The organism is Bordetella genomosp. 10 (genome assembly GCF_002261225.1).
In the GTDB taxonomy this organism is placed as follows: Bacteria; Pseudomonadota; Gammaproteobacteria; order Burkholderiales; family Burkholderiaceae_B; genus Bordetella_C.
The window spans coordinates 1,506,976-1,527,947 of the sequence record NZ_NEVM01000002.1 but is presented as its reverse complement, the minus strand read 5'-3'; the positions used below and the strand labels follow the sequence as shown (position 1 = coordinate 1,527,947).

The following is a 20,972-nucleotide window of genomic DNA, read 5'->3' as shown; positions in this document are numbered from 1 at the left end:
ACTCAGTCGATTTCCAGGTCCGCCAGCGGCCCGTGCTGCTGCGCGCCGTAGACGTCCCGGTCGAAGCTGGACCCGCTGCCGTTGACGCCCCAGCGGCGCGGCAGCGTGACCTTGATGGCGCGCACCCGATCGAACGGGATGACGCGCACCTGCGCGGCGTCGACCTGGTAGCGCGGCGCGATGTTCGCGGGGGTCACGACCCCGGAGGCGAGCACCCGCCGGTAGGCGTCCTCCTGGTTGAACATGATGTCGATCGTGATTTGAAAGGGGCCGGCGTTCTTGCTGCGAAGAACGTCGGCCAGGGCTTGGAGCGTTGCCATGGCGTCAGACCTGTTCGTAGTCGATGGGGAATAGGGAGGTGTTCGTGTCCACGTCCATCAAGTGATAGACGCTGAACTCGTAGACTTCTCCCGCGGCCATGTCGGAGGGGGAGAAGGGGAAGGCCAGGTTGCCCGCCGTCGTCTTGCGGCCTTCGAAGGGACAATGCAGGAAAGAGGACCTCGCCAGGGACAGCACGTAGTTGGCCGTCAGTTGATCGCCGGCGACCGCTTCGATCAGCACGCCGACTTCGCGCGGCGGGATATGGCGCAACGGTTCCAGTTCGCCCAGCACCGCGTCGCGTCCGTAATAGCGGAACTCCAGTTGGAAGTCGCCGTCCGCGATGCCTTTATGGAGGTTGCGCCGCACGGCCGCGCGCACCGTGGTGGCGATGACCTCCAGGTTCTCGATGACCGCCGCGTCCCGGATGCCGGCGATGGTGAACGCGCGGTATCCGAGCAGCCGGGCGCCTTCGAGCTTGATGCGATAGCGCGGCGTCGGTATGAATTTCGAGCCGGAGACGCGCACCGTCTGCCGGTCGGCCTGGCTGAACTCGGCCATGGAGAGGTCCACCCGCCCTTCGGGCTCATGGATGGTCAAGGGGTCGCCTTGCTCGTACATGGTGTGCGCCGCCACCGAATCGGGCGTGCAGATGCGGTTTTCCGACAGGGGGCGGACCAGGAAGTGGTCTTTCCTGATGACGCCCAGCAAGCTGTCGTTCGGCGCCAGCGGGATGCCGCACTGCGCGCCGCACTCCATGATCTTCGCCATATGCAGGGCCAGTCCGGGATCGTAGCCGCGGGCGATGGGCAGCGCGGCGTAAATCGCCGTGTCGCAGGATCGGCCCGCGAGCACGACGTCCGCGCCGGCGGCCAGCGCGCGGGCAAAGGGCTCGGTGCCCATTTGGCCCACGATGCGGATACTGCCCATGATCGCGTCCTCGGTCAGGGCCGGGACATCGTCCATGGGCGTGATCGCGCCCTTGCGCAAGGCGTCGCGCACGTGCGCCTTGTCGATTTCGGCATGAATCGTGGCGAGTTTGAAGTGCAGGTTCTCCTCGCGGGCAAGTTCCAACAGGATTTCGCGCACCCATTGCAGATTGGGTTCGCCGCCCGCCATGCCGGCGGAACCGATGACCAGCGGCACGTTCGCGGCGCGCGCGCGAATCAGCGCCTGTCCAAGGTCGCGCCGGACTTGTTCGCGCTTGACAAGCGCGGTGCCCGATCCGAGGTAATAGGGACCGGCGTCGGTGGAGCCGGCATCGCCGCCCACCATTGCCGGCGCGAGCGCCAGCCCCGCTTCCAGGCTCTTGACCTCGTACCCGTAGCCGAGGCAACCATTGAGGGACACGATTTTCAACTCTTCCATGCGTTCTCCATGATGGGTTCTTCCGGACCGCGATCACGAGGCTTATTCAAGGCGGATGCCGGTCTTTTGCAGGAAGTCCGTCCAGAAGACGGACTCTTTTGAAATGAAGGCCTTCGTCTGGTCCGGCCCCAGTTGCATCGGCTCGAAGCCCAGCGTTTTCAACTGCCGCGACATCTTCGGGGTGCCGAGGGCGGCTTGCGCGGATGCGCTGAGCTTGGCCACCATGTTGTCCGGCGTGCCCGCGGGCGCCATGAGCGCGAACCAGGAATAGGACGTGAATCCCGGGTAGCCGCTTTCGATCACCGTGGGGACGTCGGGCAGTTCCGCCGTCCTGGTTTCCGACGTGACGGCCAGCGCGCGCAGCTTTCCGCCGCGTATGAGCGGCAGCGCCGCCGCCGTGGTCTCGGCGGAGAAAAGCGTGACGCCGGCCGCGACGTCGGAAAGCGACTGGGCCGACCCTTTGTAGGGGACGTGCGTGGCCTTCGCGCCGACCGTGCGCACGAAGCGCTCGCCGGTCAGATGCACGATCGTTCCCATGCCGGAGCTCGCGTAGGTCGCATTGCCCGCCTTGAGCCGCGCCGCGAGTTCCCGCAGGGTCTTGGGCGCCTGGGGCGTATTCGCGGTCACGATGACGAAGGCGGACCGGGCCAGCCCGCAGATCGCGCGGAAGTCCTTTTCAACCTTGTAGCGGGCGTTGCTGTTCAACAGCGGGTTGGTCAGCAGCGTGCTGGTCGTGCCGGTGGTCAGGGTGTACCCGTCGGGATTGGCCCGGGCCACATAGTCGGTGCCCAGAATCCCGCCGCCGCCGGGCCGGTTTTCCACGATGACGCTTTGTCCCAGCGGGCCTTCCATCGATTGGGCCAGCAGGCGCGATAGCGCGTCGCTGCCCGTGCCGGGGGCGAAGGCGACGATCAGATGCACCGGTTGCTCGGGGTAGGGCGCTGCCGCGGCCGGTCCGGCGATGAATGCGGCCGCTGCCCAGGCCATCAGGCCCTGTCCCAGGCCACGTTTCAGGGCACTTTTCAGGCCGGGTAATAGCCTCTCTAGCTTCTTCTTCATGTCTCCTCCTCGGGGGCGTGCCCGTTATCTGTCTGTTTTGCCTGCTTTTCTCGAAGCGTTGCTCTTGTCTACTGTCTGGTCATTCAAATGTACGGACAGGTGAGTCTACGGTAAGATTCCGCCCATCGTCAACAAGGGAAAAAATGTCGATCTCGTCTGGTTCAAGCCCGCGGCAGTCCCGTTACGCGGTCATCGCATCCGCGATCGCGGCCGATATCGAAAGCGGCCGCTATCCGGTAGGGGAGACGCTGCCCGCCGAAGCCGAATTGATGAGGCAGTTCGGCGTCAGCCGCCATACCGTGCGCGAAGCGCTCCGCGAACTGAAGGGGCGGGGATTGGTGTCGTCGCATTCGGGCATCGGCACCCGCGTGCGGGCCAGTTCAGGCGATCAGCGCTTCATCCATGGCGTAAGTACGATCCAGGATCTTCTGCAAGTCGTCGAGGCGACCTATCTGCGGGTGATCGAGACGCGGGAGCTGGTTGCCGACGAGGCGTGGGCTGCGCTGCTGCGCTGTAGCCCGGGCCAGCACTGGACGGAGGTGGCGACCCTGCGCATGGTTCGCGGCAAGCCGGTTCCCATTGCGCTGGTCTACGCTTATATTCCGCCGATGTACAGCGCGGTCGTCGAGGACATCGAGGCCTCGACGCAGCCGGTTTTTTCCATGATCGAACAGCGTTACGGCGTGCGCGTCGTGGAGATCCGCCAGGAGGTGACGGCCGTCACCCTGGATGAAACGCAGGCGCAATTGCTGCAACTGGCCGCCGGCGCGTCGGCATTGAAGATCGTGCGGCACCATCTGGATGCGCAGGACAGGGTCAGCCAGGCGAGCATCGGCATCTATCCGACCGAACGCTCCAGCTATGTCACCAGCTTCCGCGTGCAGCGCGGGCTGGCGCACGGGTAGTCGCCGCCGTCAGCGCACCGGCCATCCGTACATCAGGCCGCCGTCCTTGTAGGAGGCGTTCAGGCCGCGGGGCAGCTTCAGCGCGCTGTCCTGGCCCACGTTTCGTTCGAAGCTTTCGCCGTAGTTGCCGATGGTCTTGATGACGTTGTAGGCCCATTTGTCGTCGACGCCCAGGTTCTTGCCCATGCCCGGCGTCACGCCCAGCAGGCGCTGCACGTTGGGGTTGCTGCTCTTGAGCATTTCATCGACGTTCCGGGACGTCACGCCGTATTCCTCGGCCTCCAGCATGGCGAACATGGTCCAGCGGACCAGGTTGAACCATTGCTCGTCGCCCTGGCGCACCATCGGACCCAGCGGTTCCTTGGAGAAATTCTCCGGCAGGATGTCGTAGCTGTCCGGGTTCTGCAGCGTGCTGCGCGCCCCGGCAAGCTGCGACTTGTCGCCGGTGAAGGCGTCGCAACGGCCCACCACGAAGGCGCGGACGATTTCGTCCATGGTGTCGACCACGACGGGCTTGAAGACGATGTTCTGCGCGCGGAACCAGTCGGCCAGGTTCAACTCGGTGGTGGTGCCGGGCTGCACGCAGATGGTGGCGCCGCCCAGTTCCTTGGCGCTCTTCACGCCCAGCGACTTGTTCACCATGATGCCCTGGCTGTCGTAGTAGTTCACGCCGACGCCGATCAGGCCCAGCGTGGTGTCGCGCGCCATCGTGATGGTGGTGTTGCGCGGCAGCACGTCGACCTCGCCGGACTGCAATGCGGTAAAACGCTGTAGCGCGCTGACGACCGTGATCTTGGCCTTGTTGACGTCGTTGAACATGGCGACGGCCAGGGCGCGGCACAGATCCACGTCCAGGCCCTTCCATCCGCCCTTGCCGTCGGCGATCGAAAAACCGGCCACGCCGGTGGACACGCCGCAATGGACAAAGCCCTTGGCCTTGACGGCGTCGAAGGTCACGCCGGCATGGGCGGCCCAGGAGGAGAGGGACAAGATGGCGCCCGCCGCAAGCAACTTAAATGTTTTCATCGTTTTTTTGTCGCGCGATTCGGCGCATAGCTATGGGGTGCTGAAGCGTAACAAATTTTCGACCCGAAAGCGTGATCGCGCGCGGTCCGCGCCAGGCTCAGTCCAATCCCGTTTTTCCGGGCGCCCAATAGGCCTTGCTGGCGATCCGCGATGCCGGCGTGCCCAGGGCTTTCAGGCAACGGCGCAGGCGTTGGATGGAGGGCGCCTTGCCCGTCAGCAGGAACGTCGCGCCGGCAGAGGCGAGTTCCGCCAAACGGCGCTCCAGGTCTTGCAGATGGGCTTCGTTGTCGGTCCTCGGGAAAAGCTCGGTCCGCCGCAGGTCCAGCCGCGCGAGTGCTTCGCGCGCGGGCGCCAGGGCGTTGACCTCGAACAGGCAGCGGGGCGGATTATCGGGCGCGCGATGGCCGAGTGCGTGGGCCAACCCGATGGAGGTTTCGTCGCCGAAGACGACGCGCAGGCCGGCGGGGTCGCCGCCATCGAGCGACGCGCGCGGCCCGAATACGTCGCAGGCCTGGCCGGCCTGGGCGCGGCGTATCCATTCGCTGCCGGGACCATTGCCATGCGCGTAGCCGAGGATGCGCGTCTGCCGCGTGGCCGTATTCCAGTCGATCGGCGTGAACGTCCTGGCGACGAAGGCGGATCCCATCGCGATCTGCACCTTCTGGCCCGGCGTCCATTGTGGTCCGTCGAACTCGGGGCTTTCCAGGGTAATCAGCCTGAAGCCTTCGGCAATGGACTCGGCCTGGACGACGCGCGCTTGCTTCATCAGCATGCGGAGCAGGACGCGGCCTAGCCGTCCCGGTTGGCGCGGGGAGGGCGACGCGGGCGCGGGTGCAGGGCTCGTCATCGCGTGTACACCGTGAATTCGTTGCCGCGGCCGGGGCTGACGGGAACCGTTTGCGAAACATAGCCGTTCGCCGGATCGCGGACATAGGCCAGGTACGCATTGTCGTCCTGATCGAAGGCGTTTTCCGCCAGGATGGGCGCGCCGGCGGCCAGGCGGGGTTCGAGCAGCTTCAGCACCGGCAGGTAGAGGCTGAACGCGCCGTCGAGCAAGACAAGGTCGATGGGGCCGCCGATCTCCCGCAGGGTTTCGCGCGCGTCGCCGACACGGATCTCGACGAGGTCGGCGAGTCCCGCCGCTTCCAGGTTGGCGCGCGCGCGTTCCTCTTTGGAGGGCTCCAGTTCGGTTCCGATCAAATGGCCGCCGCCCATATCGCGCAGCGCCGCGGCAAGATAGATCGTCGACACGCCCATCGACGTGCCGAATTCCACGATGCGCCTTGCCTTGCAGGCGCGCGCGCACTGGTACAGAAAGCGGCCGTATTCCGGCGCGACGTTGAGGAAATTGCCGGCATAGCTTCGGTACAGGCCGCGCAGGTCGCGGCTTTCCCGGGCGAAGTGTTCGGCGACGCTCTCGGCGAGCAATTGTTCGGGCGCCTCCGCAGCGGTGAACCGCGCCATCAGCTCGCGGTCGGCCTCATCGGCTTCCTCGAAAAGGCGTTGCAGGGTGAGGGCGACGCGCCCGGCGTGCAAGGTATCCATGGGTCCGTGTACTCCGCGAAAGGCCTGGGCAGCGGGGTGCTGGCAGCCGTTCCGGCATGGTAGATAGCGGTGTCCTTGGCAGCATTGGCGAATGTTGCCAAAATATGCGTAATTCCTGCCAAACGCGTGGCCGTCCACGCCCGCCATCTACCGTGCCCGTTCTGACCCGCCTCCCGCATGACGCCGAATGGACGGATCCCGATCTGGTCCCCCGACCGGTGGTGACCATGGGCGCCGCGGGGATCGACCTCGCCGACCTGGATGCCGACGGCCTCGACCGCCTGGAGAAGGATTTCCATCGCCATCGGAAAGGGCAGCTCCTGCTGCTGTTGCGCGGGGTGTTCACCTGCGAAGTGGAGGGCGGGCTTTGGATCGTGCCGCCCCATAGCGCGATCTGGGTGCCCGGCGGCGTCCTGCACAAGATCGTCGCCGCCGGCACGATCGAGTGCTATGTCGTATTCATCGACCCGGCGGCGGCGTCCGGTCTGCCGGCGAAGTGCTGCACCGTCTCCACGACGCCGCTGCTGCGCGAGCTCGTGATCCGTTCGGCCGATCTTCCCCTGCTGTATGCGGACGGCGGCATGGAATCGCATTTGGTCACCTTGCTCCTGGATGAAATCGCGGTGGCGCCGACGGGCAACCTGCATCTTGCGATGCCCACCGACGCCCGGCTGCGCAAGATCGCCGAGATGATCGTGGAGGACCCGGCCGACCGTGGAACGATGCGGACATGGGCGCGGCGCGTGGGATTGAGCGAGCGCACGCTGGCCCGCCGCTTGACGGAGGAGACCGGCATGAGCTTCGGCCGCTGGCGGCAGCGGCTCCATCTCATGCTGGCCGTGAAATGGCTGGGGACCGGATCGTCGGTCCAGCAGGTGGCGGACGGCCTGGGCTACGAGAGCGCCGGCGGTTTCGTGTCGATGTTCCGCAAGGCGCTCGGCACGTCTCCCGGGCGCTATATCGCGGAGCGCCAGCCCGGCCCCGTGTCTTTCAGGTAGGCGCCGTCGCCGGGCGGCGACGGATTTTCAACGCGGTCTTCCAGACAGTCTCGCTTCGCCATGATGAAAACCTATTTTCAAAACCGGATCACCGAAGAAGAATTCAAGCGCCTGATGGAAAAGGGGGATTCGTTCGTGCTCGAGAACGTCGGGGACATGGAGGGCGCGATCAGGGTGTGCGTAGCCGCGGCGGCGGCCCGCGGACTGCGTTGCCGTGTCGACGAACGCCGAGGTTCGTGGCTGGTTGACGGGGCGTCCTTGCTGCCCTTGCCGCTTCAATTCCTCGCGGCCATTTGGATAATAGGCAAGGATTTAATGCATCGCGGCACCGCGCCGCATCCGGGCGTGTTGCTGATTCGGTATCCCCAGGCATTGCACGTCCGGTTTCGTGCGCAGGCTCGGGTTTCTCCGGCCGGATAGCATGAATGACGACTTGGCGGCCGCGGCGCCCTGGCGGGGCGGAGTAAGATAGGGCGGTCCAGGTCGAGCTGGCATTACCGATCAAACAAGCATGGAGAAGGAATGATGATGATTCGTTCAAAGTTGAAGTTTGTCGCGGCGCTTGCATGCGGGGTGGCCGCCGTTCCGCTGTCAGCCATGGCGGCCGATGCGGCGTCCGGCCAGTTGATCGGTAGCGACGGTGGCGCGCGCGGCACGGTCCAGATCACGGCGGCGCCGGCCGGGGTGATCCTGCGCGTGGAAGCGAAGGGTTTGACGCCCGGGTGGCATGGCATGCATTTCCATGAAAAAGGAGATTGCGGCGCGCCCAAGTTCACCAGCGCCGGCGCCCACGTTCATTCGGTCACGCCGGTCGTGCATGGCTTGCTCAATGCCAAGGCGAACGACGCGGGCGACCTTCCCAACCTCTTCGTGAATGCCGATGGTTCGGCCACCGTGGAGCTTTATTCCACGCTCGTCTCGCTGAAACCGGGCGGCAAGCATCCGCCCTTGCTCGACGCTGACGGCGCCGCGCTGGTGATCCACGCTCAGCCCGACGATTACCAGAGCCAGCCGATCGGCGGGTCCGGCGACCGGGTCGCGTGCGCCGTCCTCCATTGAGCGGCGGCTCCGGCGGCCATGCCGCCGGCAAGGACGTGTGAGAGGTCGAGCCTATGCTGGGCCCGTTCGTAAGGGAAGAAGAGGCGATTGCCGGTCTCTTCTTCCGTATTGCAGGCGTGCTCAACTGGCCCGGCGTCGAAGACGCATCGGAGACAGGGAGAAAGGATGGTGCTATCCAACGAGCAAGTCTGGGACGAACTTGAGAATATCCGGCTTCGGCAAGTTCCCTGGCATAAGAAGCCTGCCGTTTTTTCCGCCTTGCAGACGCTCGGTTTGATCGTGCCGGCGCCTCAGCAGATTCTTTCGAATGGCAATCGGCCGGCCGTGCAGATCGCCGTGCTGACCGGGGAAGGGAAGGCCGAACTGGAGCGATTGGCCGGCTATCGCCAGGCTGCCGAGTGGGCCCGGTTGCGCGGGTCTGAATATGCGTATGCGGGGCGGGGCGGTTGAGGGCTGCTTTACAGGCGCCGATGGGGGCGCCACGCGGGCTTTCCGTCTGAGACGGGCCCTACTTGTGGTGCGTAGCTGCCTGTCGCTACCTGCCAGGGGCCTGCTCAGGCAGAGCTTCCGTCTGCGAACCGTGCGCGGAAGATTCGAACAGCGCGCGTAGCGCGTCGGGCCGGTCCACCAGCACGCATTGCTTGCCCGTGCGCGTGCAATAGTCCTGCACGCGCCACCAGGCGCGATGGCTGACGCAGCCGGTCTGGCAAACCACCAGGTCGGCGTCGGCCAGGCCCGCGTCGAGCGCCGACGCGTCCGATCCATCCGACTGCACGACCCGGGCGCCCATCTTGTCTATCGCGCGCTCGGTCCAATCCGTCGCCTGATCCCGGCTTATCCAGAGCACGACCTTCTCATGCAGATCGGGAACGCGCGGCGCGGCGGTCTCGACAGCCGGGCTGTCTTGGCGAGTCCGCCTCCGTACCAACGTGTCGGCGCCCCGCGTCCGGCCCGCTTCCGTCGTCAGGCCCGCATAGGCAGGGGACTGTGCCCGCATCAGTTCACGGACACGTGCTTCTAGTTCGACAACGCGACGCGCCAGTGCCAATCGGCGGGGCAGCCCAGGAACCGCTGCCCGGACGGCATCAAGCTCATCCCGCGCCCACGCCAGCGCCGTTTCCTTCACCATCACGGCGGCACGCAGTCGCATCACCTCGGCTTCCAGCCCGGCGATAACGCCAGCCATGCGTCGCACACTCGCGGCCCCCTGGCGCGACCCCCGCGCCAGCCGAGCGCGGACAGTGGCCACGCCATCACCGCCGGAGAATTGCTCGTCCGGATTTCCGGTCATCTCACACCTCTATCTTCGTCGCCCTCCCAGGCATCCTGGCGGATCGCCGCCAGGTCGATCTGTCTATTGTAATGATAATCATTATTTTTTGTAGGGAAGGCCCACGCGATGCCGGAATCGGTTCCGTCCTCCTCGGGAACAGGTGCAGCCCGGAGGTAGAGAGATGCGGGCTCACCCCCTGCGCAGGCCCTTGGCAGCGCCTCTGCCATTTGGGGTGCGTGCTACGATCCCCGTTGAATCAAATAGTGGAGAGAAAATGGGTAAACGCGAAATTGATGGTTGGACCGTGTGTAGTGGTGCTTTTCAGTCGGGCGACGTGCCGGCAATCGCCGATGTCACGACCCACAAAGAAGGCGAGCCTGAATCAAGTCGTTTTTTCCGAGTGGTAACGGATTGCTCGTTCTCGCAGTTGGAGGATGCCAAGCTCGCCTCGGATGTCGTTGTTGACCGCATCGAGTCGATCGATGAAAACGGCGTGCCGCACCCCTTGACCTACTAGGGTGCTCGCGGCGGGGACAGCGGCGATATCGGCCATGCCGAACAGAAAAATATGCTTTCCCCGCCTTGCCTTTCGACCTTGCTTTGCCATAAAGACGCTGGAAACAAAGCGTAGCGCACTCGCGAAGAGGTTTCCGAGGACGGACGATTTTTCGTGGCAGACTCGCCCTTTTCGAATCGGCCCGGTGGCGAGATCGCCCACCACGCGCCAGCGGAGCCGACATTGCTGGAGAGTTGCGTTGGAATTGGATATTCACGAGATCACGGCGAGGCTACCGCATCGTTATCCCATGCTGTTGATCGACAGGGTCCTGGAGCTTGTCCCGCAAGAACGGATCCTGGCCGTCAAGAATGTATCGGCGGGGGATAGCTTTTCCCGCGGTACGGACGGAGGCAACCTGCCCATGCCGGGGCCACTGATCCTGGAAGCGATGGCGCAAGCCGCGGCGCTATTCTCGTTTGCCGAAAAGGGGGCGGGAAAGAGCACGCACGAGCGGCCTGAAGAGGCCGCGGCCGTGTATTACTTTCTTGGCGTGGACGATGCCAAGTTCCTGCGGCCCGTGCTGGCCGGCGACTGCCTTCGGCTGGATGTTCGCGCTCTTCGATTGAGTCGCTCGATCTGCAAATACAGAGGGCAGGCCTATGTCGGCCAGGAGATGGTCGCAGAAGCAACCTTGCTGTGCGCGGTCCGGTCGACATAGTCATTTCGGGGTGGCGTGGCACCCCGCTGAGCTTTACTCCAAATTCGCCGCCTGCTCCCGCATCTGCTCAATCAACAATTTCAGATTCATCGCCGCGCGCGTGACTTCGACGTTGCCGGCTTTGGAGCCCAGGGTGTTGGCTTCGCGGTTCATTTCCTGGAACAGGAAGTCCAGGCGCTTGCCGGCGCTGCCGCTGGCGCGTTTGCCGGTCTTGTCCTTGTCGGCCTTGGCGTCGTCGCCGGCGCTGAGGATGTGCGTCAGCTCGGCCAGGTGCGAGCGCAGGCGTGCGAGTTCTTCGGCGACGTCGATGCGCAGGGCGAAAAGGGTGGCTTCCTGGGCCAGGCGCTCGCTCAGTTCGGCGCCGCTGATGTGGGTAAAGCCGCCGGGGAAGGCCGTTTCCACGCTTTCGCGCAGCTTGGTCGCCAGTTTCTCGCGATGATCGGCCAGCAATTGCGGCAGCAACTGCTCGACGTCGGCGACGACCTTTTCCATGCCGGCGGCGCATTCGCGCATGACCTCGGCCAGGCGCTGGCCTTCGCGCGTACGCGTTTCCTGCAATTGAGCCAAAGCCTGGCGCGCCGCCTCCATGCCCGCCGCGCCCCAGGCCTGGGGATCCATGGCGTCGTTGTTGCGCTGGCCGGGCCAGTTGAAGAGTTCGGCCAGGCGCGGCGGCTCGATTTCGGGCAGCACCTTGCGCGCGGCGTCGAGTTGTTCGGTCAGCGCGTGCAGCCAGGCCGGGTCCAGGCGCGGCACGTCGGCGTCGGCGTTGCGCGTGTAGCTGACCCGCACCTCCACCTTGCCGCGGCCCAGATTGGCGGTGAGCAGTTCGCGCAAGGGCGATTCCAGATGGCGCAGGTCGTCAGGCAGGCGGAAATGCAGGTCGAGAAAACGGCTGTTGACGCTGCGGAATTCCAGCGCCACCGAACCTTGTTCGAGATCGGCGCGGGCGCTGCCGAATGCGGTCATGCTACGTATCATGTCGGGTGTCCAGGGGATGGTTGCCGGCGCCCGCCGCGGCGCGGGCGGGCGCATGGCCTGAGGATAACAGAGCGCAAAGCCGGCCCATTTACAATGCCGGCCTATCGACGTCTCGATTTTGACGACACACTGACTTTAGCCATTGGAGCCGACCATGACCACTACCGTTACGCCGGGCGCACGTCCCTCGGGCCGCGCCGTCGACGAACTGCGTCCTTTTTCGCTGGAGCGCGGTTTCACGCGGTATGCCGAAGGCTCCGTGCTGGTGAAGGCCGGCAATACGCACGTGCTGTGCACCGCCAGCGTGCTTGAGAAAGTGCCGTCGTTTCTCAAGGGCCAGGGGCAGGGCTGGGTGACCGCCGAATACGGCATGCTGCCGCGCGCCACGCATACCCGGGGCGACCGCGAGGCCGCGCGCGGCAAGCAGAGCGGCCGCACCCAGGAGATCCAGCGCCTGATCGGCCGCAGCCTGCGCGCCGTGGTCGACATGGCCTTGCTCGGCGAGCGCACCCTGCACATCGACTGCGACGTCCTGCAGGCCGACGGCGGCACCCGCTGCGCCAGCATTACCGGCGCATGGGTCGCCACGGCCGACGCCATCGCCTTGCTCATGAAACGCGGCGACCTGGCCGTCAATCCCTTGCGCGACCACGTGGCCGCGGTATCCGTCGGCATGGTCGACGGCCGCCCGGTGCTGGACCTGGACTATGCCGAAGACTCCGCCTGCGACGCCGACGTCAACGTCGTCATGACTGGCGCCGGCCGTTTCGTCGAAGTGCAGGGCACCGCCGAAGGCGTCACCTTCGACCGCGCCGAGCTGGACAGCCTGCTGACGCTGGCCGAGAAGGGGATCGCGGGCCTGGTGAAGGCGCAGAAGGCCGCCTTGGCGTAAACGGGCACCGCCACGCGCCAGCCGATGAGGGTGTGTCAAGGAATTGCCAAATATTGCCGGGATAATGCCTCAGGAGTCTCCCCTCCGGGAGACGTGGCAGCTTCCCCATGCAGAATCGCTTGCGCATCGACACGGCCCTCTCCGCGGTCCTGGTCCTGTTCGTCCTCCTCTTCGCGCTGGCCGGCGCGGGCGCCATCCTCATGCTGCGCGACACCCGCGCCTGGGTCGAAACGCTGGGCCGCGACCACATCGAACGCTCGGGCGACCTGAGCATGCTGGGCACGGCCGTGTTCCAGGCCCGCGCGGCGTTGACCGACGCCAAGACCTATATGGAAGGCGGCCGCATGGAGGACCGCGACCACGAAGTCGCGCACGCCGAAAACCTCCTGGCCCAGGCACAGCAGGCCTTTGCCCGCCTGCGCGAGGTCCCCTATACCGACGCGGACGGCGCCTCGCGCTACACGGCCGTGCTCAAGTCCTACACCGACCTGGCGGACGGTTGCCTCAAGCCCATGATCAAGGCGATCCGGGGCTGGAACGGCATCGAGGTCAATCGCCTGAGCGAGCAGGTGCTGGGGCCCGCGTCCGATGCCTTCGTCAAGGCCCAGAGCACCTTCCAGGCCTATGCGCGCCAACGCGGCGTCGAAGCCGTCGCCGCGGTCGCCCGGTCGCAGGATACAGCGATCTACACCGCGCTTGCCTTGGCGCTGGTCACCGCCGCGCTGGCCATCGGCATCCGCATCTTCTTCCACCGCGCCATGCTCCAGCCGCTGGGCCGGGCCGGCGCGCATTTCGACCGCATCGCCAATGGCGACCTGACGCAGTCCGTGCGCGCGGGCGGCAATAACGAAATCGGCGTGCTTTACACGGCCATGCGCCGCATGCAGGACGGCCTGACGGGCGCGGTGTCCGGGGTGCGCGGCGGCGTGGAGGCCATGCACGCCGGCGTGCACGACATCGCCCAGGCGTGTTCCGATATGTCCGACCGCAGCGCCGGACAGGCCGCCGCCTTGCAGGAAGCCGTGGCCAGCATGTCCGAACTGGCGGATGCCGTGCAGGCGACCTCGGACAACGCGATGGAAGCGAGCCGGCAGTCCGAGCAGGCCGCCGACCTCGCGCAGCGCGGCGGCGCCGCGGTCGAGGCCGTGGTCGCCGCGATGCGCGACATTTCCGCCAGCGCGCGGCGGATCGCGGAAATCGTCGGGGTGGTCGACGGCATTGCCTTCCAGACCAATATCCTGGCCTTGAACGCCGCCGTCGAGGCTGCCCGCGCGGGCGAGCAGGGACGCGGCTTCGCCGTGGTCGCCGGCGAGGTGCGCGGCCTGGCGCAGCGCAGCAGCGTGGCGGCGCGCGAGATCCGCGACCTGATCGAGGAGTCGTCGGCGCGGGTGGATGCCGGCGTCAGCCAGGTCGGCGTGGCCGGCCAGACCGTGCGGGATATGCAGAGCGCCGCCCATCGCGTGTCCGGCATCGTGAGCGAGATTTCGGGCGCCGCCGCCGCGCAGGCGCAGGGCGTGCAGGTCGTCAACGAAGCGGTGGGCAGGATAGAGCTGACGACCCAGGAAACCGCCGCGCTGGTGCAGGACACCGCCACCGCCGCCGCCGCGCTGCGTGCGCAGGCCGGGCAACTGCGCGAGGCCGTGGCCGTGTTTCGTATCAATGAAGGGCAGCGGCGCGAGGAAGACGTGACGCCGGTTGGCGTGCCCGCCGCGCCTCGCCTCCTGATGACGTAGCGTTCGGCGCGCTACTTCTGCGGCCGGCTTCTGGCCGCCTTGGGCGGGGGGGCCGCAAGCGATTCGGCAGGCAGGCCCACCGCGCGCATGGCGATGTTGGTGAGCTCGTCGCACACTTCTTCGATGGACAAGCGCCCTTTGGGGGAGTACCAGCGGTGCACGCTGCGAACCATGCCGCTGATCGAGAGGGCGACCAGCTTGGGTTCCGCCACTTCCACGCCCGCCGCCTGCGCGCTTTCCTTGATGAGGCCCATCAACTGATCGTCGAACGCGCGCAGCTTCACGCGCATGTCCTCCAGCTTTTCCGGGCTGAGATTCTTCTCTTCTTCCAGCAGGACCGCGGAAAACTGGGGCTGCTCCAGATTCTTCCGGATGTATTCCGAGAGGAAGTGCCGCAGCCGTTGCGCGGGCGGAGCGTCCGCGAGATCGTCGAAATGGGTGGCGGATTGAATGACCTGGTCGTAGATGCGATCGAACAGCCGCACCAGGATGCTGTGCTTGGAAGTGAAATACGTATAGACAAAAGGCTTGGTGAAGCCCAACGCCGCGGCGATGTCGTCGATCGTCGTGCGCTGGAACCCCTTTTCGTAGAACAGCCTGGCAGCGGCATCGATGATCAGGGATTCTTTGTATTCCTTGATCTGCGCCTTGGCGTCGATCTCGACCGTTTCCAACCGCGCCGAGTTGCCTGCTCGTCCTTCACGCTCTTGAAGCACTGGAATCCTCACTAAGGTTACGCGGATTGTAGTTGACATCCTCCCCCGCCTAAAGGCAGAGGATCCCTACGGCGCTCATTGCAGGCATCGCGCCCGAACAAGCCGCTTCGGTGGGTTCCTGCTTTACCGAGGCTGCACGCATGGCCTTTGCAGGCTTTGCATGGCTGACATCCTCTCCACAGGCTAGCCGGGCGTGTCCCGCCCTTAAAACATTGATGGCGCCGACCTCATCGGCGTTGGCTTCGTGACCGCATTGCACGCACTTGAACTGCGCTTGCGTCTTGCGGTTGTCCGCCGATACATGGCCGCAACATGGGCAGGTGCGGCTGGTGTTTTGCGGCGGTACGGCAATGAGCATCCCGCCATTCCAGGCCAGCTTGTATTCCAGTTGCCGCCTGAACTCGAACCAGCCCCGAGCCAGGATGGCTTTGTTCAGTCCCGATTTGGCCTTGACGTTCCTGCCCGGAGCCTCTGCCGTGCCGGCGGCCGATCTGGACATATTCTTAACCTGCAAGTCCTCGATGCACACCATCGCGTGGTTTTGGCTGATCGTGGTCGTGGCCTTGTGCAGGTAATCTTTGCGGCAGTTGGCAATCCGCGTGTGTATAGCTCGAACCTTCCTTTTGGCTTTGTGCCAGTTCTTGCTGAACTTCTGTTTTCGGCTCATGGCTCGCTGGTAGCGGCGCAGGCGGATTTCGTGCTGTTTGAAGCTCGCCAGCGGTTCCAGAAACGTACCGTCCGAGAACGTAGCTAAGCGAGTAACACCCATATCGATGCCGATGGCCGATGTGGCCCGCGGCACAGCTTGCACCATTTCGCGCTCTGTCTGAATGCTCACAAACCATTTGCCGCCCGATCGGCTCACCGTAGCATTGCAGGGCTTGCCCAGAACCGCCCGGGACAAACGCAAGCGCATCCAGCCCAGCTTGGGCAGGAAGATTCGGTGATTGGTCTCGTCGAGTTTGAATTGCTTGGCGTCGGGATAGCGAAAGCTCTCCCTGAGGCCTTTCTTCTTGAAACGTGGAAAGGCTGCCCGCCGGGCAAAGAAATTCTTGTGCGCCCGCTCCAGGTCCCTGAGCGCATGTTGCAACGGATGCACAGGCGCATCCTTGAGCCACGGGGTTTCGGTTCCATTACGCCAAGCCGTCAGGTGCCTTGCCATCGCCACATAGCCGATGAATTTTCCACCCGCTTCGTAATTGGTCTTTTGCAGCGCCAGCGCCTTGTTGAACACGAATCGGCACGAGCCAGCGAAGCGGTGCATCTGGCGTGTTTGCTGGCCGTTGGGGCGCAGTTCGTATTTGAAGGCTTGGAGGCGTTGCACAGGCACAGTTTAGTTTGGTTCATGAGTAGCGACAACGGCATTCGTCACGGCAGGCATTGCGCACTCCTGATGCACGTTCATTTGTGCCTTTGTGACCAGATACCGTCGCACTGTGTTCACTGTAGCGATATTGGACGATCTGCGACCCATTTTCGCCAAGATTTGCGCCGACTTTGAGGCGCAGTTGGTGGAGTTCGACGGCGAGGACGACCATGTGCATCTGCTGGTGAGCTGTCCGCCCAAGGTGTCCGCGTCCCCGCTGGTCAGCAACTTAAGGGTCTCCCTAGCTTGCGTTGATCGTCTTTACCTCGGGCACGACAGGCAGCCTCGAGGACGTTACCCACGATCACAGGTCGAAGCGCTGCGCCTGGTCGAAAACGAACGCAAGGGGATGCTCAGGGTGAGCCCAACGAGAACGTCTCGCTTCAAGATCCCGCGCTACGTCATTTCGGTCGACACGCTGCCGATGACGGCGTCTGGGAAGGTGCAGCGCGTGATCCTGCGCGACCGGGCCAAGGAGGAAGTGGCGGGCGGGCAGTAGCCGCGATGCCGGCTCCCGCCCCCTCAATCCTCGCCGACGCCGCCGTAGCGCTCGACCACCAGCGCCGCGTTGCCGTGCTTGACCTTGTGCTTGACCTGGGCGGCCGCCGAGGCGATGTCCTCCGGCCGGATCCGGTCGTATGACGCCGGCTCGACGCGCAGGGCGCCGATCCCCAGCGTGACGCAGGGAAAGAAGCGCATCACGCCATGGCGGTCTTCCGCCTCGATGCCGCCCGAAGCGCGGCCCGCGTCGTCGTAGAGATCGCGCGCGCGCAAGTCGAACTGCGCGATGATGCTTTCCAGCCGGCGATGCCAGTCCGGGCTGCGCATCAGCACCACGAAATCGTCGCCGCCGACGTGGCCGACGAAATCCCGCTGGGGATCGCAGTGCTCGCGGATGATGTCCGCGCACAGCAGGATCATGTCGTCGCCGCGCCAGTAGCCGTAGACGTCGTTGAACGGCTTGAAGTTGTTCAGGTCGCAATAGCCGGTGACGAAGCCGGCGCCGCTTTCCAGCAGCGCGCCGATGTGCCGGCTGATGGGGATGTTGCCCGGCAGCGAGGTCAGCGGATTGGCGTAGCGCGCGGCTTCGATGCGCATTTCCGTGACCGAGCGCACCAGCGCCTCGCCGGTGCCCAGGCCATCGTAGACGCCGTCGCGCGTGACGATGAAGCCGTCGACCAGGTAACGCTGGTCTTGCGAGATCAGCACGTGGCTCAATTGATCGATGGAGGACTGCGCGTCCACCAGCACGGGTTCGCCGTTCATGAAGGTGGAGCAGGGGTCGCGGCCGAACAGCTCGCGCGTATAGCGCTGGGCATAGCGGTCGGTGAAGTCGCGCCGGTTGATGATGCCCACCGGCCGCTGGGCGTCGTCGACCACGGCCACGGCATGCAGCGATTTGTGTTCCGCGAACAGGCGGTGCACGTCGTCATTGGTATGGCGCCCGTGCGAGACGGCGGGCGCCTCCACGCGCAGCGCGGCGACGGTCGAACTGGCGTCGCGCGCCGGGCTGGCCCGGTGCGAGGCGCGCCGCGCCAGCATCTGCCGCGCGTCGTCGGGGATGTCCTGCAAGGGCGCCGGGTGGGGCCGGCCGAGGAACCAGCCCTGGGCGTAGCGCACGCCGAGATCGCGCACGACGGCCAGGTCCTCGGCGCTTTCGATGCCTTCGGCGACGGTGGGCGTGCCGTAGCACTGCGCCACCGCCAGGACGGCGCGCACCAGCTTCTGCTTGCGTTCGTCGCCGCTGATGCCGTCGAAGAAGTAGCGGTCGATCTTGACCAGGTCGGGCTGGGCCTCGGCCCACAACTGCAGGCTCGAATGCCCCACGCCATAGTCGTCCAGCGCCAGGCGCAAGCCCCGGGCGCGCAGGCTGGCGAAGGCTTCGGACAGCACGGCGATGTTCGAGGCGACCGGATCGTGTTCCGTCAATTCGATGATGATGCGGTCCGGCGCCAACGCCAGGCCGTCCAGGATGCGCGATCCCATCTCGTCGCCCCAGGTGGTCCAGAAATGGATCAGGGCGGAACCCGACATGTTGACGAAGACGTAGCCCGCCGTATCCGACGCCTGGCCCTGGAAGGTGCGCAGCCCGGCATGGGCGCTGGCCAGTTCCATCTGCGGATGCACGCCCTGGCGCCGCGCTTCCGAAAACAGGTGCTCGGGCATGTGGAAAGCGGTGTCGGCGGGGCCCCGGATCAGGCTTTCGTGGCCGTAGATGCGGCCATGGGCGATGTCGACCACGGGCTGGAAGTGCGCCGTCAGGCGCCGGTTGCGCAGGATATCGCCCAGGGAGTGGGGGCCGGAGCGGGGCGCCGCGGAAGGCGGGCCCCCGGCCGGCTCGGGGCCGCGACCGTCGGGAGAGGAAGAATCGGAGACAAACATTCGGACGATGCTTCGTTGCGCAATGGCGCTATGGTGGGTGGAGAATGTTTCGCGAACGTTTCAAAGTGTGAACAGGGCAGGTGGGCGATACACTACCACCACCTTGAACGCGCCGCCCGCTCTTTACATTTGCGTGGGCGGCGGCAACCGTCCCTTGTTTGCATTCATGACAGCGATTTCATCCGCCGGCGGCATGCCTGCCCGCGTCGTCCTGGCCTCCGGCAACCCCGGCAAGCTGCGGGAATTTTCCGCCCTGTTCGCGCCCCTGGGCATGACCCTGGTCCCGCAGGGGGAGCTGGGCGTGCCGGACGCCGAAGAGCCCTACGGCACTTTCCTCGAGAACGCGCTGGCGAAGGCCCGCCACGCCAGCCGCCTGACGGGGCTGCCGGCCATCGCCGACGACTCCGGCCTTTGCGTCGATGCGCTGGGCGGCGCGCCGGGCGTGTATTCCGCGCGCTACGCCAGCCTGCAGGGCGGTGAGAAATCCGACGCCGCCAACAACGCCTTGCTGGTTCGCAACCTGGCCGGCCAGGCCAACCGGCGCGCCTGCTACGTCGCCTTGCTGGTGATGGTGCGATCGGAACAGGATCCGCGCCCGCTGGTGGGCGAGGGCGTGTGGTGGGGCGAGATCCTGGACGCGCCGCGCGGCGGCCACGGATTCGGCTACGATCCCTATTTCTATCTGCCGCCGCAAGGGCAGACCGCGGCCGAGCTCGATCCGGCCGAGAAGAACCGCCTGAGCCATCGCGCCCAGGCCCTGCGTCAACTGTTGGAGAAACTGCGGCCCGGCGCGGCCTGACCCCGCCGCCATCCCGGGCGCGCCCCGGCGCTCCCATGCCGGACCGATTCGTTCATGCCCATTTCCATCCCCATCCGCAGCGCCGGCGCGCCCGCGCCGGCCCGTATTCCGGGCCTGTCCGCGGGCAAGTCTTCCGGCCTCGCCAGCCTGCCGCCGCTTTCCGTCTATGTGCACGTGCCCTGGTGCGTGCGCAAGTGCCCCTATTGCGATTTCAATTCGCACGCCGCGCCGGGGGGCGACATCCCCGAGCGCGCCTACCTGGATGCCTTGCGCAGCGACCTGGAGCAGTCCCTACCGCTGATCTGGGGCCGCCAGGTCAATACGGTCTTCATCGGCGGCGGCACGCCCAGCCTGCTGTCGGCGGCGGGCCTGGACGAGATGCTGGCCATGCTGCGCGCCTGCCTGAATCTGTGGCCGGACGCCGAGATCACCATGGAGGCGAACCCCGGCACGGCCGAGGCGGGGCGCTTCAAGGATTACGCCGCCAGCGGCGTCAACCGCCTGTCGCTGGGCGTGCAGAGCTTCGACGACGCGCAATTGCGCGCGCTGGGCCGCATCCACGACGCCGCCCAGGCCCGCGCCGCCATCGGCATGGCCCAGCAGGCCTTCGCCCGCGTCAACCTGGACCTGATGTTCGCGCTGCCCGGCCAGACGCTGGCGGCCTGTAGGCAGGACGTGCGCGAGGCCATCGCCTTCGGCACCGAGCACCTGTCGCTGTACCACCTGACGATGGAGCCGAATACGGTCTTCGCCAAGTTCCCGCCGCCGCTGCCGGACGACGACACGTCGGCCGCGATGCAGGACGAGGTCGAGGCCCTGGCCGCCGCCGCGGGACTGCAGCGCTACGAAGTGTCGGCCTATGCCCGCCAGGGCGCGCGCTGCCGCCACAACCTCAATTACTGGGAGTTCGGCGACTACCTCGGCATCGGCCCCGGCGCGCACGGCAAACTGTCGTTTCCCGACCGTATCCTGCGCCAGGCCCGCGTGCGCGGGCCCGAATCCTGGATGACGCGCGCCCTGGCGCGCGACGGCAGCCACGTGGCGGAATCGACGGAGGTGGGGCCGGACGACCTGCCTTTCGAATTCATGCTCAATGCCTTGCGGCTGAAGGAGGGCGTCCCTGCTTCGTATTTTTCCGAGCGGACCGGGCTGTCCCTGGCCGTCATCGCGCACCAATTGGAGGCAGCCACCGAGCGCGGCCTGCTCGATCCCGACCCCACCCGCCTGCGCGCCACGCCCCGGGGTTGGGCCTTCCTCAACGACTTGCAGGAACTATTCCTGGGCTGATGCACCATAATGGATCATTTAATGCACCATTTTGGACACCATCTTGGTGCA

General features: G+C 65.7%; 22 protein-coding genes and 1 pseudogene. 12 read left to right on the top strand and 11 right to left on the bottom strand.

Going from position 1 to position 20,972, the window contains the following annotated elements; all coding sequences use genetic code 11:
* Positions 1-2: 2 nt before the first annotated feature.
* Genes CAL29_RS15900 through CAL29_RS15890 form a run of 3 tightly spaced genes read right to left on the bottom strand, consistent with a single transcriptional unit; the run spans position 3 to position 2,745 of the window.
* Positions 3-320 carry a DUF4387 domain-containing protein gene (locus CAL29_RS15900; protein ID WP_094853932.1) on the bottom strand — a complete coding sequence of 106 codons (318 nt, stop codon included), beginning with the start codon at positions 318-320 and terminating at the stop codon, positions 3-5.
* A 4-nt stretch (positions 321-324) separates the two neighbouring features.
* Positions 325-1,686, bottom strand: a complete 1,362-nt coding sequence (locus tag CAL29_RS15895) for an acyclic terpene utilization AtuA family protein (protein ID WP_094853931.1) — start codon at positions 1,684-1,686, stop codon at positions 325-327.
* Between the two features lie 42 nt (positions 1,687-1,728).
* Positions 1,729-2,745 (bottom strand): Bug family tripartite tricarboxylate transporter substrate binding protein, encoded by a 1,017-nt coding sequence (locus CAL29_RS15890; protein WP_094853930.1) that lies wholly within the window; start codon positions 2,743-2,745, stop codon positions 1,729-1,731.
* Between the two features lie 143 nt (positions 2,746-2,888).
* On the opposite strand from CAL29_RS15890, the gene CAL29_RS15885 reads away from it, so the two are divergent.
* Positions 2,889-3,650, top strand: coding sequence for a GntR family transcriptional regulator (locus CAL29_RS15885; RefSeq protein WP_179284057.1), 762 nt, complete (start codon positions 2,889-2,891; stop codon positions 3,648-3,650).
* 9 nt (positions 3,651-3,659) lie between these two features.
* Here CAL29_RS15885 and CAL29_RS15880 read toward each other — a convergent pair whose 3' ends face one another.
* From CAL29_RS15880 to CAL29_RS15870, 3 genes are all read right to left on the bottom strand, one after another.
* Complete coding sequence (locus CAL29_RS15880; RefSeq protein ID WP_094853928.1) at positions 3,660-4,676, bottom strand: amino acid ABC transporter substrate-binding protein; 1,017 nt, start codon at positions 4,674-4,676, stop codon at positions 3,660-3,662.
* 97 nt (positions 4,677-4,773) lie between these two features.
* Positions 4,774-5,448 (bottom strand): siderophore-interacting protein, encoded by a 675-nt coding sequence (locus CAL29_RS15875; RefSeq protein ID WP_179284056.1) that lies wholly within the window; start codon positions 5,446-5,448, stop codon positions 4,774-4,776.
* A gap of 71 nt (positions 5,449-5,519) precedes the next feature.
* Positions 5,520-6,221: an O-methyltransferase gene (locus CAL29_RS15870; RefSeq protein ID WP_094853926.1), complete on the bottom strand. Its 702-nt coding sequence runs from the start codon at positions 6,219-6,221 to the stop codon at positions 5,520-5,522.
* Positions 6,222-6,373: 152 nt separating this feature from the next.
* Between CAL29_RS15870 and CAL29_RS15865 the strand changes: the two genes are divergently transcribed.
* The 4 genes from CAL29_RS15865 (at position 6,374) to CAL29_RS15850 (ending at position 8,728) form a co-directional block, all read left to right on the top strand.
* Entirely contained in the window at positions 6,374-7,219 is an 846-nt protein-coding gene (locus CAL29_RS15865; RefSeq protein ID WP_094853925.1) for an AraC family transcriptional regulator, read from the top strand.
* A gap of 60 nt (positions 7,220-7,279) precedes the next feature.
* The gene (locus CAL29_RS15860; protein WP_094853924.1) at positions 7,280-7,639 is read left to right on the top strand and encodes a hypothetical protein; all 360 of its coding nucleotides are present in this window, start codon (positions 7,280-7,282) and stop codon (positions 7,637-7,639) included.
* A gap of 102 nt (positions 7,640-7,741) precedes the next feature.
* Positions 7,742-8,278 carry a superoxide dismutase[Cu-Zn] gene (gene sodC, locus CAL29_RS15855; RefSeq protein WP_218831858.1) on the top strand — a complete coding sequence of 179 codons (537 nt, stop codon included), beginning with the start codon at positions 7,742-7,744 and terminating at the stop codon, positions 8,276-8,278.
* Between the two features lie 165 nt (positions 8,279-8,443).
* Positions 8,444-8,728: a hypothetical protein gene (locus tag CAL29_RS15850; RefSeq protein ID WP_094853923.1), complete on the top strand. Its 285-nt coding sequence runs from the start codon at positions 8,444-8,446 to the stop codon at positions 8,726-8,728.
* A gap of 85 nt (positions 8,729-8,813) precedes the next feature.
* Here CAL29_RS15850 and CAL29_RS15845 read toward each other — a convergent pair whose 3' ends face one another.
* Positions 8,814-9,464, bottom strand: coding sequence for a DUF2325 domain-containing protein (locus CAL29_RS15845; protein WP_256977485.1), 651 nt, complete (start codon positions 9,462-9,464; stop codon positions 8,814-8,816).
* Between the two features lie 361 nt (positions 9,465-9,825).
* Between CAL29_RS15845 and CAL29_RS15840 the strand changes: the two genes are divergently transcribed.
* Both CAL29_RS15840 and fabZ read left to right on the top strand, forming a co-directional pair.
* The gene (locus tag CAL29_RS15840; RefSeq protein WP_094853922.1) at positions 9,826-10,068 is read left to right on the top strand and encodes a hypothetical protein; all 243 of its coding nucleotides are present in this window, start codon (positions 9,826-9,828) and stop codon (positions 10,066-10,068) included.
* Between the two features lie 238 nt (positions 10,069-10,306).
* The gene (fabZ, locus tag CAL29_RS15835; RefSeq protein WP_094853921.1) at positions 10,307-10,768 is read left to right on the top strand and encodes a 3-hydroxyacyl-ACP dehydratase FabZ; all 462 of its coding nucleotides are present in this window, start codon (positions 10,307-10,309) and stop codon (positions 10,766-10,768) included.
* Between the two features lie 33 nt (positions 10,769-10,801).
* Here fabZ and CAL29_RS15830 read toward each other — a convergent pair whose 3' ends face one another.
* Positions 10,802-11,746 carry a YicC/YloC family endoribonuclease gene (locus CAL29_RS15830; protein ID WP_094853920.1) on the bottom strand — a complete coding sequence of 315 codons (945 nt, stop codon included), beginning with the start codon at positions 11,744-11,746 and terminating at the stop codon, positions 10,802-10,804.
* A gap of 154 nt (positions 11,747-11,900) precedes the next feature.
* Here CAL29_RS15830 and rph point away from each other — a divergent pair, with 154 nt between their 5' ends.
* On the top strand, positions 11,901-12,638 hold the full coding sequence (gene rph, locus CAL29_RS15825; protein WP_094853919.1) for a ribonuclease PH: 738 nt from the start codon (positions 11,901-11,903) through the stop codon (positions 12,636-12,638).
* 107 nt (positions 12,639-12,745) lie between these two features.
* Positions 12,746-14,371: a methyl-accepting chemotaxis protein gene (locus CAL29_RS15820; protein ID WP_094853918.1), complete on the top strand. Its 1,626-nt coding sequence runs from the start codon at positions 12,746-12,748 to the stop codon at positions 14,369-14,371.
* 11 nt (positions 14,372-14,382) lie between these two features.
* Here CAL29_RS15820 and CAL29_RS15815 read toward each other — a convergent pair whose 3' ends face one another.
* Both CAL29_RS15815 and CAL29_RS15810 read right to left on the bottom strand, forming a co-directional pair.
* Entirely contained in the window at positions 14,383-15,087 is a 705-nt protein-coding gene (locus tag CAL29_RS15815; protein WP_179284054.1) for a TetR/AcrR family transcriptional regulator, read from the bottom strand.
* A 49-nt stretch (positions 15,088-15,136) separates the two neighbouring features.
* On the bottom strand, positions 15,137-16,411 hold the full coding sequence (locus CAL29_RS15810; RefSeq protein WP_094853916.1) for an RNA-guided endonuclease InsQ/TnpB family protein: 1,275 nt from the start codon (positions 16,409-16,411) through the stop codon (positions 15,137-15,139).
* 21 nt (positions 16,412-16,432) lie between these two features.
* Here CAL29_RS15810 and tnpA point away from each other — a divergent pair.
* Positions 16,433-16,688, top strand: a pseudogene (tnpA, locus tag CAL29_RS32015) (IS200/IS605 family transposase); the annotation flags it as partial.
* A gap of 287 nt (positions 16,689-16,975) precedes the next feature.
* Here tnpA and CAL29_RS15800 read toward each other — a convergent pair.
* Complete coding sequence (locus CAL29_RS15800; protein WP_094853915.1) at positions 16,976-18,835, bottom strand: EAL domain-containing protein; 1,860 nt, start codon at positions 18,833-18,835, stop codon at positions 16,976-16,978.
* Between the two features lie 166 nt (positions 18,836-19,001).
* Here CAL29_RS15800 and rdgB point away from each other — a divergent pair, with 166 nt between their 5' ends.
* Positions 19,002-19,634, top strand: coding sequence for an RdgB/HAM1 family non-canonical purine NTP pyrophosphatase (gene rdgB, locus CAL29_RS15795; RefSeq protein ID WP_094854124.1), 633 nt, complete (start codon positions 19,002-19,004; stop codon positions 19,632-19,634).
* A 54-nt stretch (positions 19,635-19,688) separates the two neighbouring features.
* The gene (gene hemW / locus CAL29_RS15790) at positions 19,689-20,921 is read left to right on the top strand and encodes a radical SAM family heme chaperone HemW (RefSeq protein ID WP_094853914.1); all 1,233 of its coding nucleotides are present in this window, start codon (positions 19,689-19,691) and stop codon (positions 20,919-20,921) included.
* The last annotated feature ends 51 nt before the right edge of the window (positions 20,922-20,972 follow it).

Bases quoted from the DNA above. Each gene is read 5' to 3' on its own strand.
- rdgB (WP_094854124.1), top strand. From the start codon at position 19,002: ATGACAGCGATTTCATCCGCCGGCGGCATGCCTGCCCGCGTCGTCCTG.
- CAL29_RS15800 (WP_094853915.1), bottom strand. From the start codon at position 18,835: ATGTTTGTCTCCGATTCTTCCTCTCCCGACGGTCGCGGCCCCGAGCCG.
- CAL29_RS15890 (WP_094853930.1), bottom strand. From the start codon at position 2,745: ATGAAGAAGAAGCTAGAGAGGCTATTACCCGGCCTGAAAAGTGCCCTG.
- CAL29_RS15880 (WP_094853928.1), bottom strand. From the start codon at position 4,676: ATGAAAACATTTAAGTTGCTTGCGGCGGGCGCCATCTTGTCCCTCTCC.
- CAL29_RS15820 (WP_094853918.1), top strand. From the start codon at position 12,746: ATGCAGAATCGCTTGCGCATCGACACGGCCCTCTCCGCGGTCCTGGTC.
- sodC (WP_218831858.1), top strand. From the start codon at position 7,742: ATGATGATGATTCGTTCAAAGTTGAAGTTTGTCGCGGCGCTTGCATGC.
- CAL29_RS15845 (WP_256977485.1), bottom strand. From the start codon at position 9,464: ATGGCTGGCGTTATCGCCGGGCTGGAAGCCGAGGTGATGCGACTGCGT.
- CAL29_RS15895 (WP_094853931.1), bottom strand. From the start codon at position 1,686: ATGGAAGAGTTGAAAATCGTGTCCCTCAATGGTTGCCTCGGCTACGGG.
- CAL29_RS15860 (WP_094853924.1), top strand. From the start codon at position 7,280: ATGATGAAAACCTATTTTCAAAACCGGATCACCGAAGAAGAATTCAAG.
- CAL29_RS15900 (WP_094853932.1), bottom strand. From the start codon at position 320: ATGGCAACGCTCCAAGCCCTGGCCGACGTTCTTCGCAGCAAGAACGCC.
- hemW (WP_094853914.1), top strand. From the start codon at position 19,689: ATGCCCATTTCCATCCCCATCCGCAGCGCCGGCGCGCCCGCGCCGGCC.
- CAL29_RS15875 (WP_179284056.1), bottom strand. From the start codon at position 5,448: ATGCTGATGAAGCAAGCGCGCGTCGTCCAGGCCGAGTCCATTGCCGAA.
- CAL29_RS15840 (WP_094853922.1), top strand. From the start codon at position 9,826: ATGGGTAAACGCGAAATTGATGGTTGGACCGTGTGTAGTGGTGCTTTT.
- CAL29_RS15870 (WP_094853926.1), bottom strand. From the start codon at position 6,221: ATGGATACCTTGCACGCCGGGCGCGTCGCCCTCACCCTGCAACGCCTT.
- rph (WP_094853919.1), top strand. From the start codon at position 11,901: ATGACCACTACCGTTACGCCGGGCGCACGTCCCTCGGGCCGCGCCGTC.
- CAL29_RS15830 (WP_094853920.1), bottom strand. From the start codon at position 11,746: ATGATACGTAGCATGACCGCATTCGGCAGCGCCCGCGCCGATCTCGAA.
- CAL29_RS15850 (WP_094853923.1), top strand. From the start codon at position 8,444: ATGGTGCTATCCAACGAGCAAGTCTGGGACGAACTTGAGAATATCCGG.
- CAL29_RS15885 (WP_179284057.1), top strand. From the start codon at position 2,889: ATGTCGATCTCGTCTGGTTCAAGCCCGCGGCAGTCCCGTTACGCGGTC.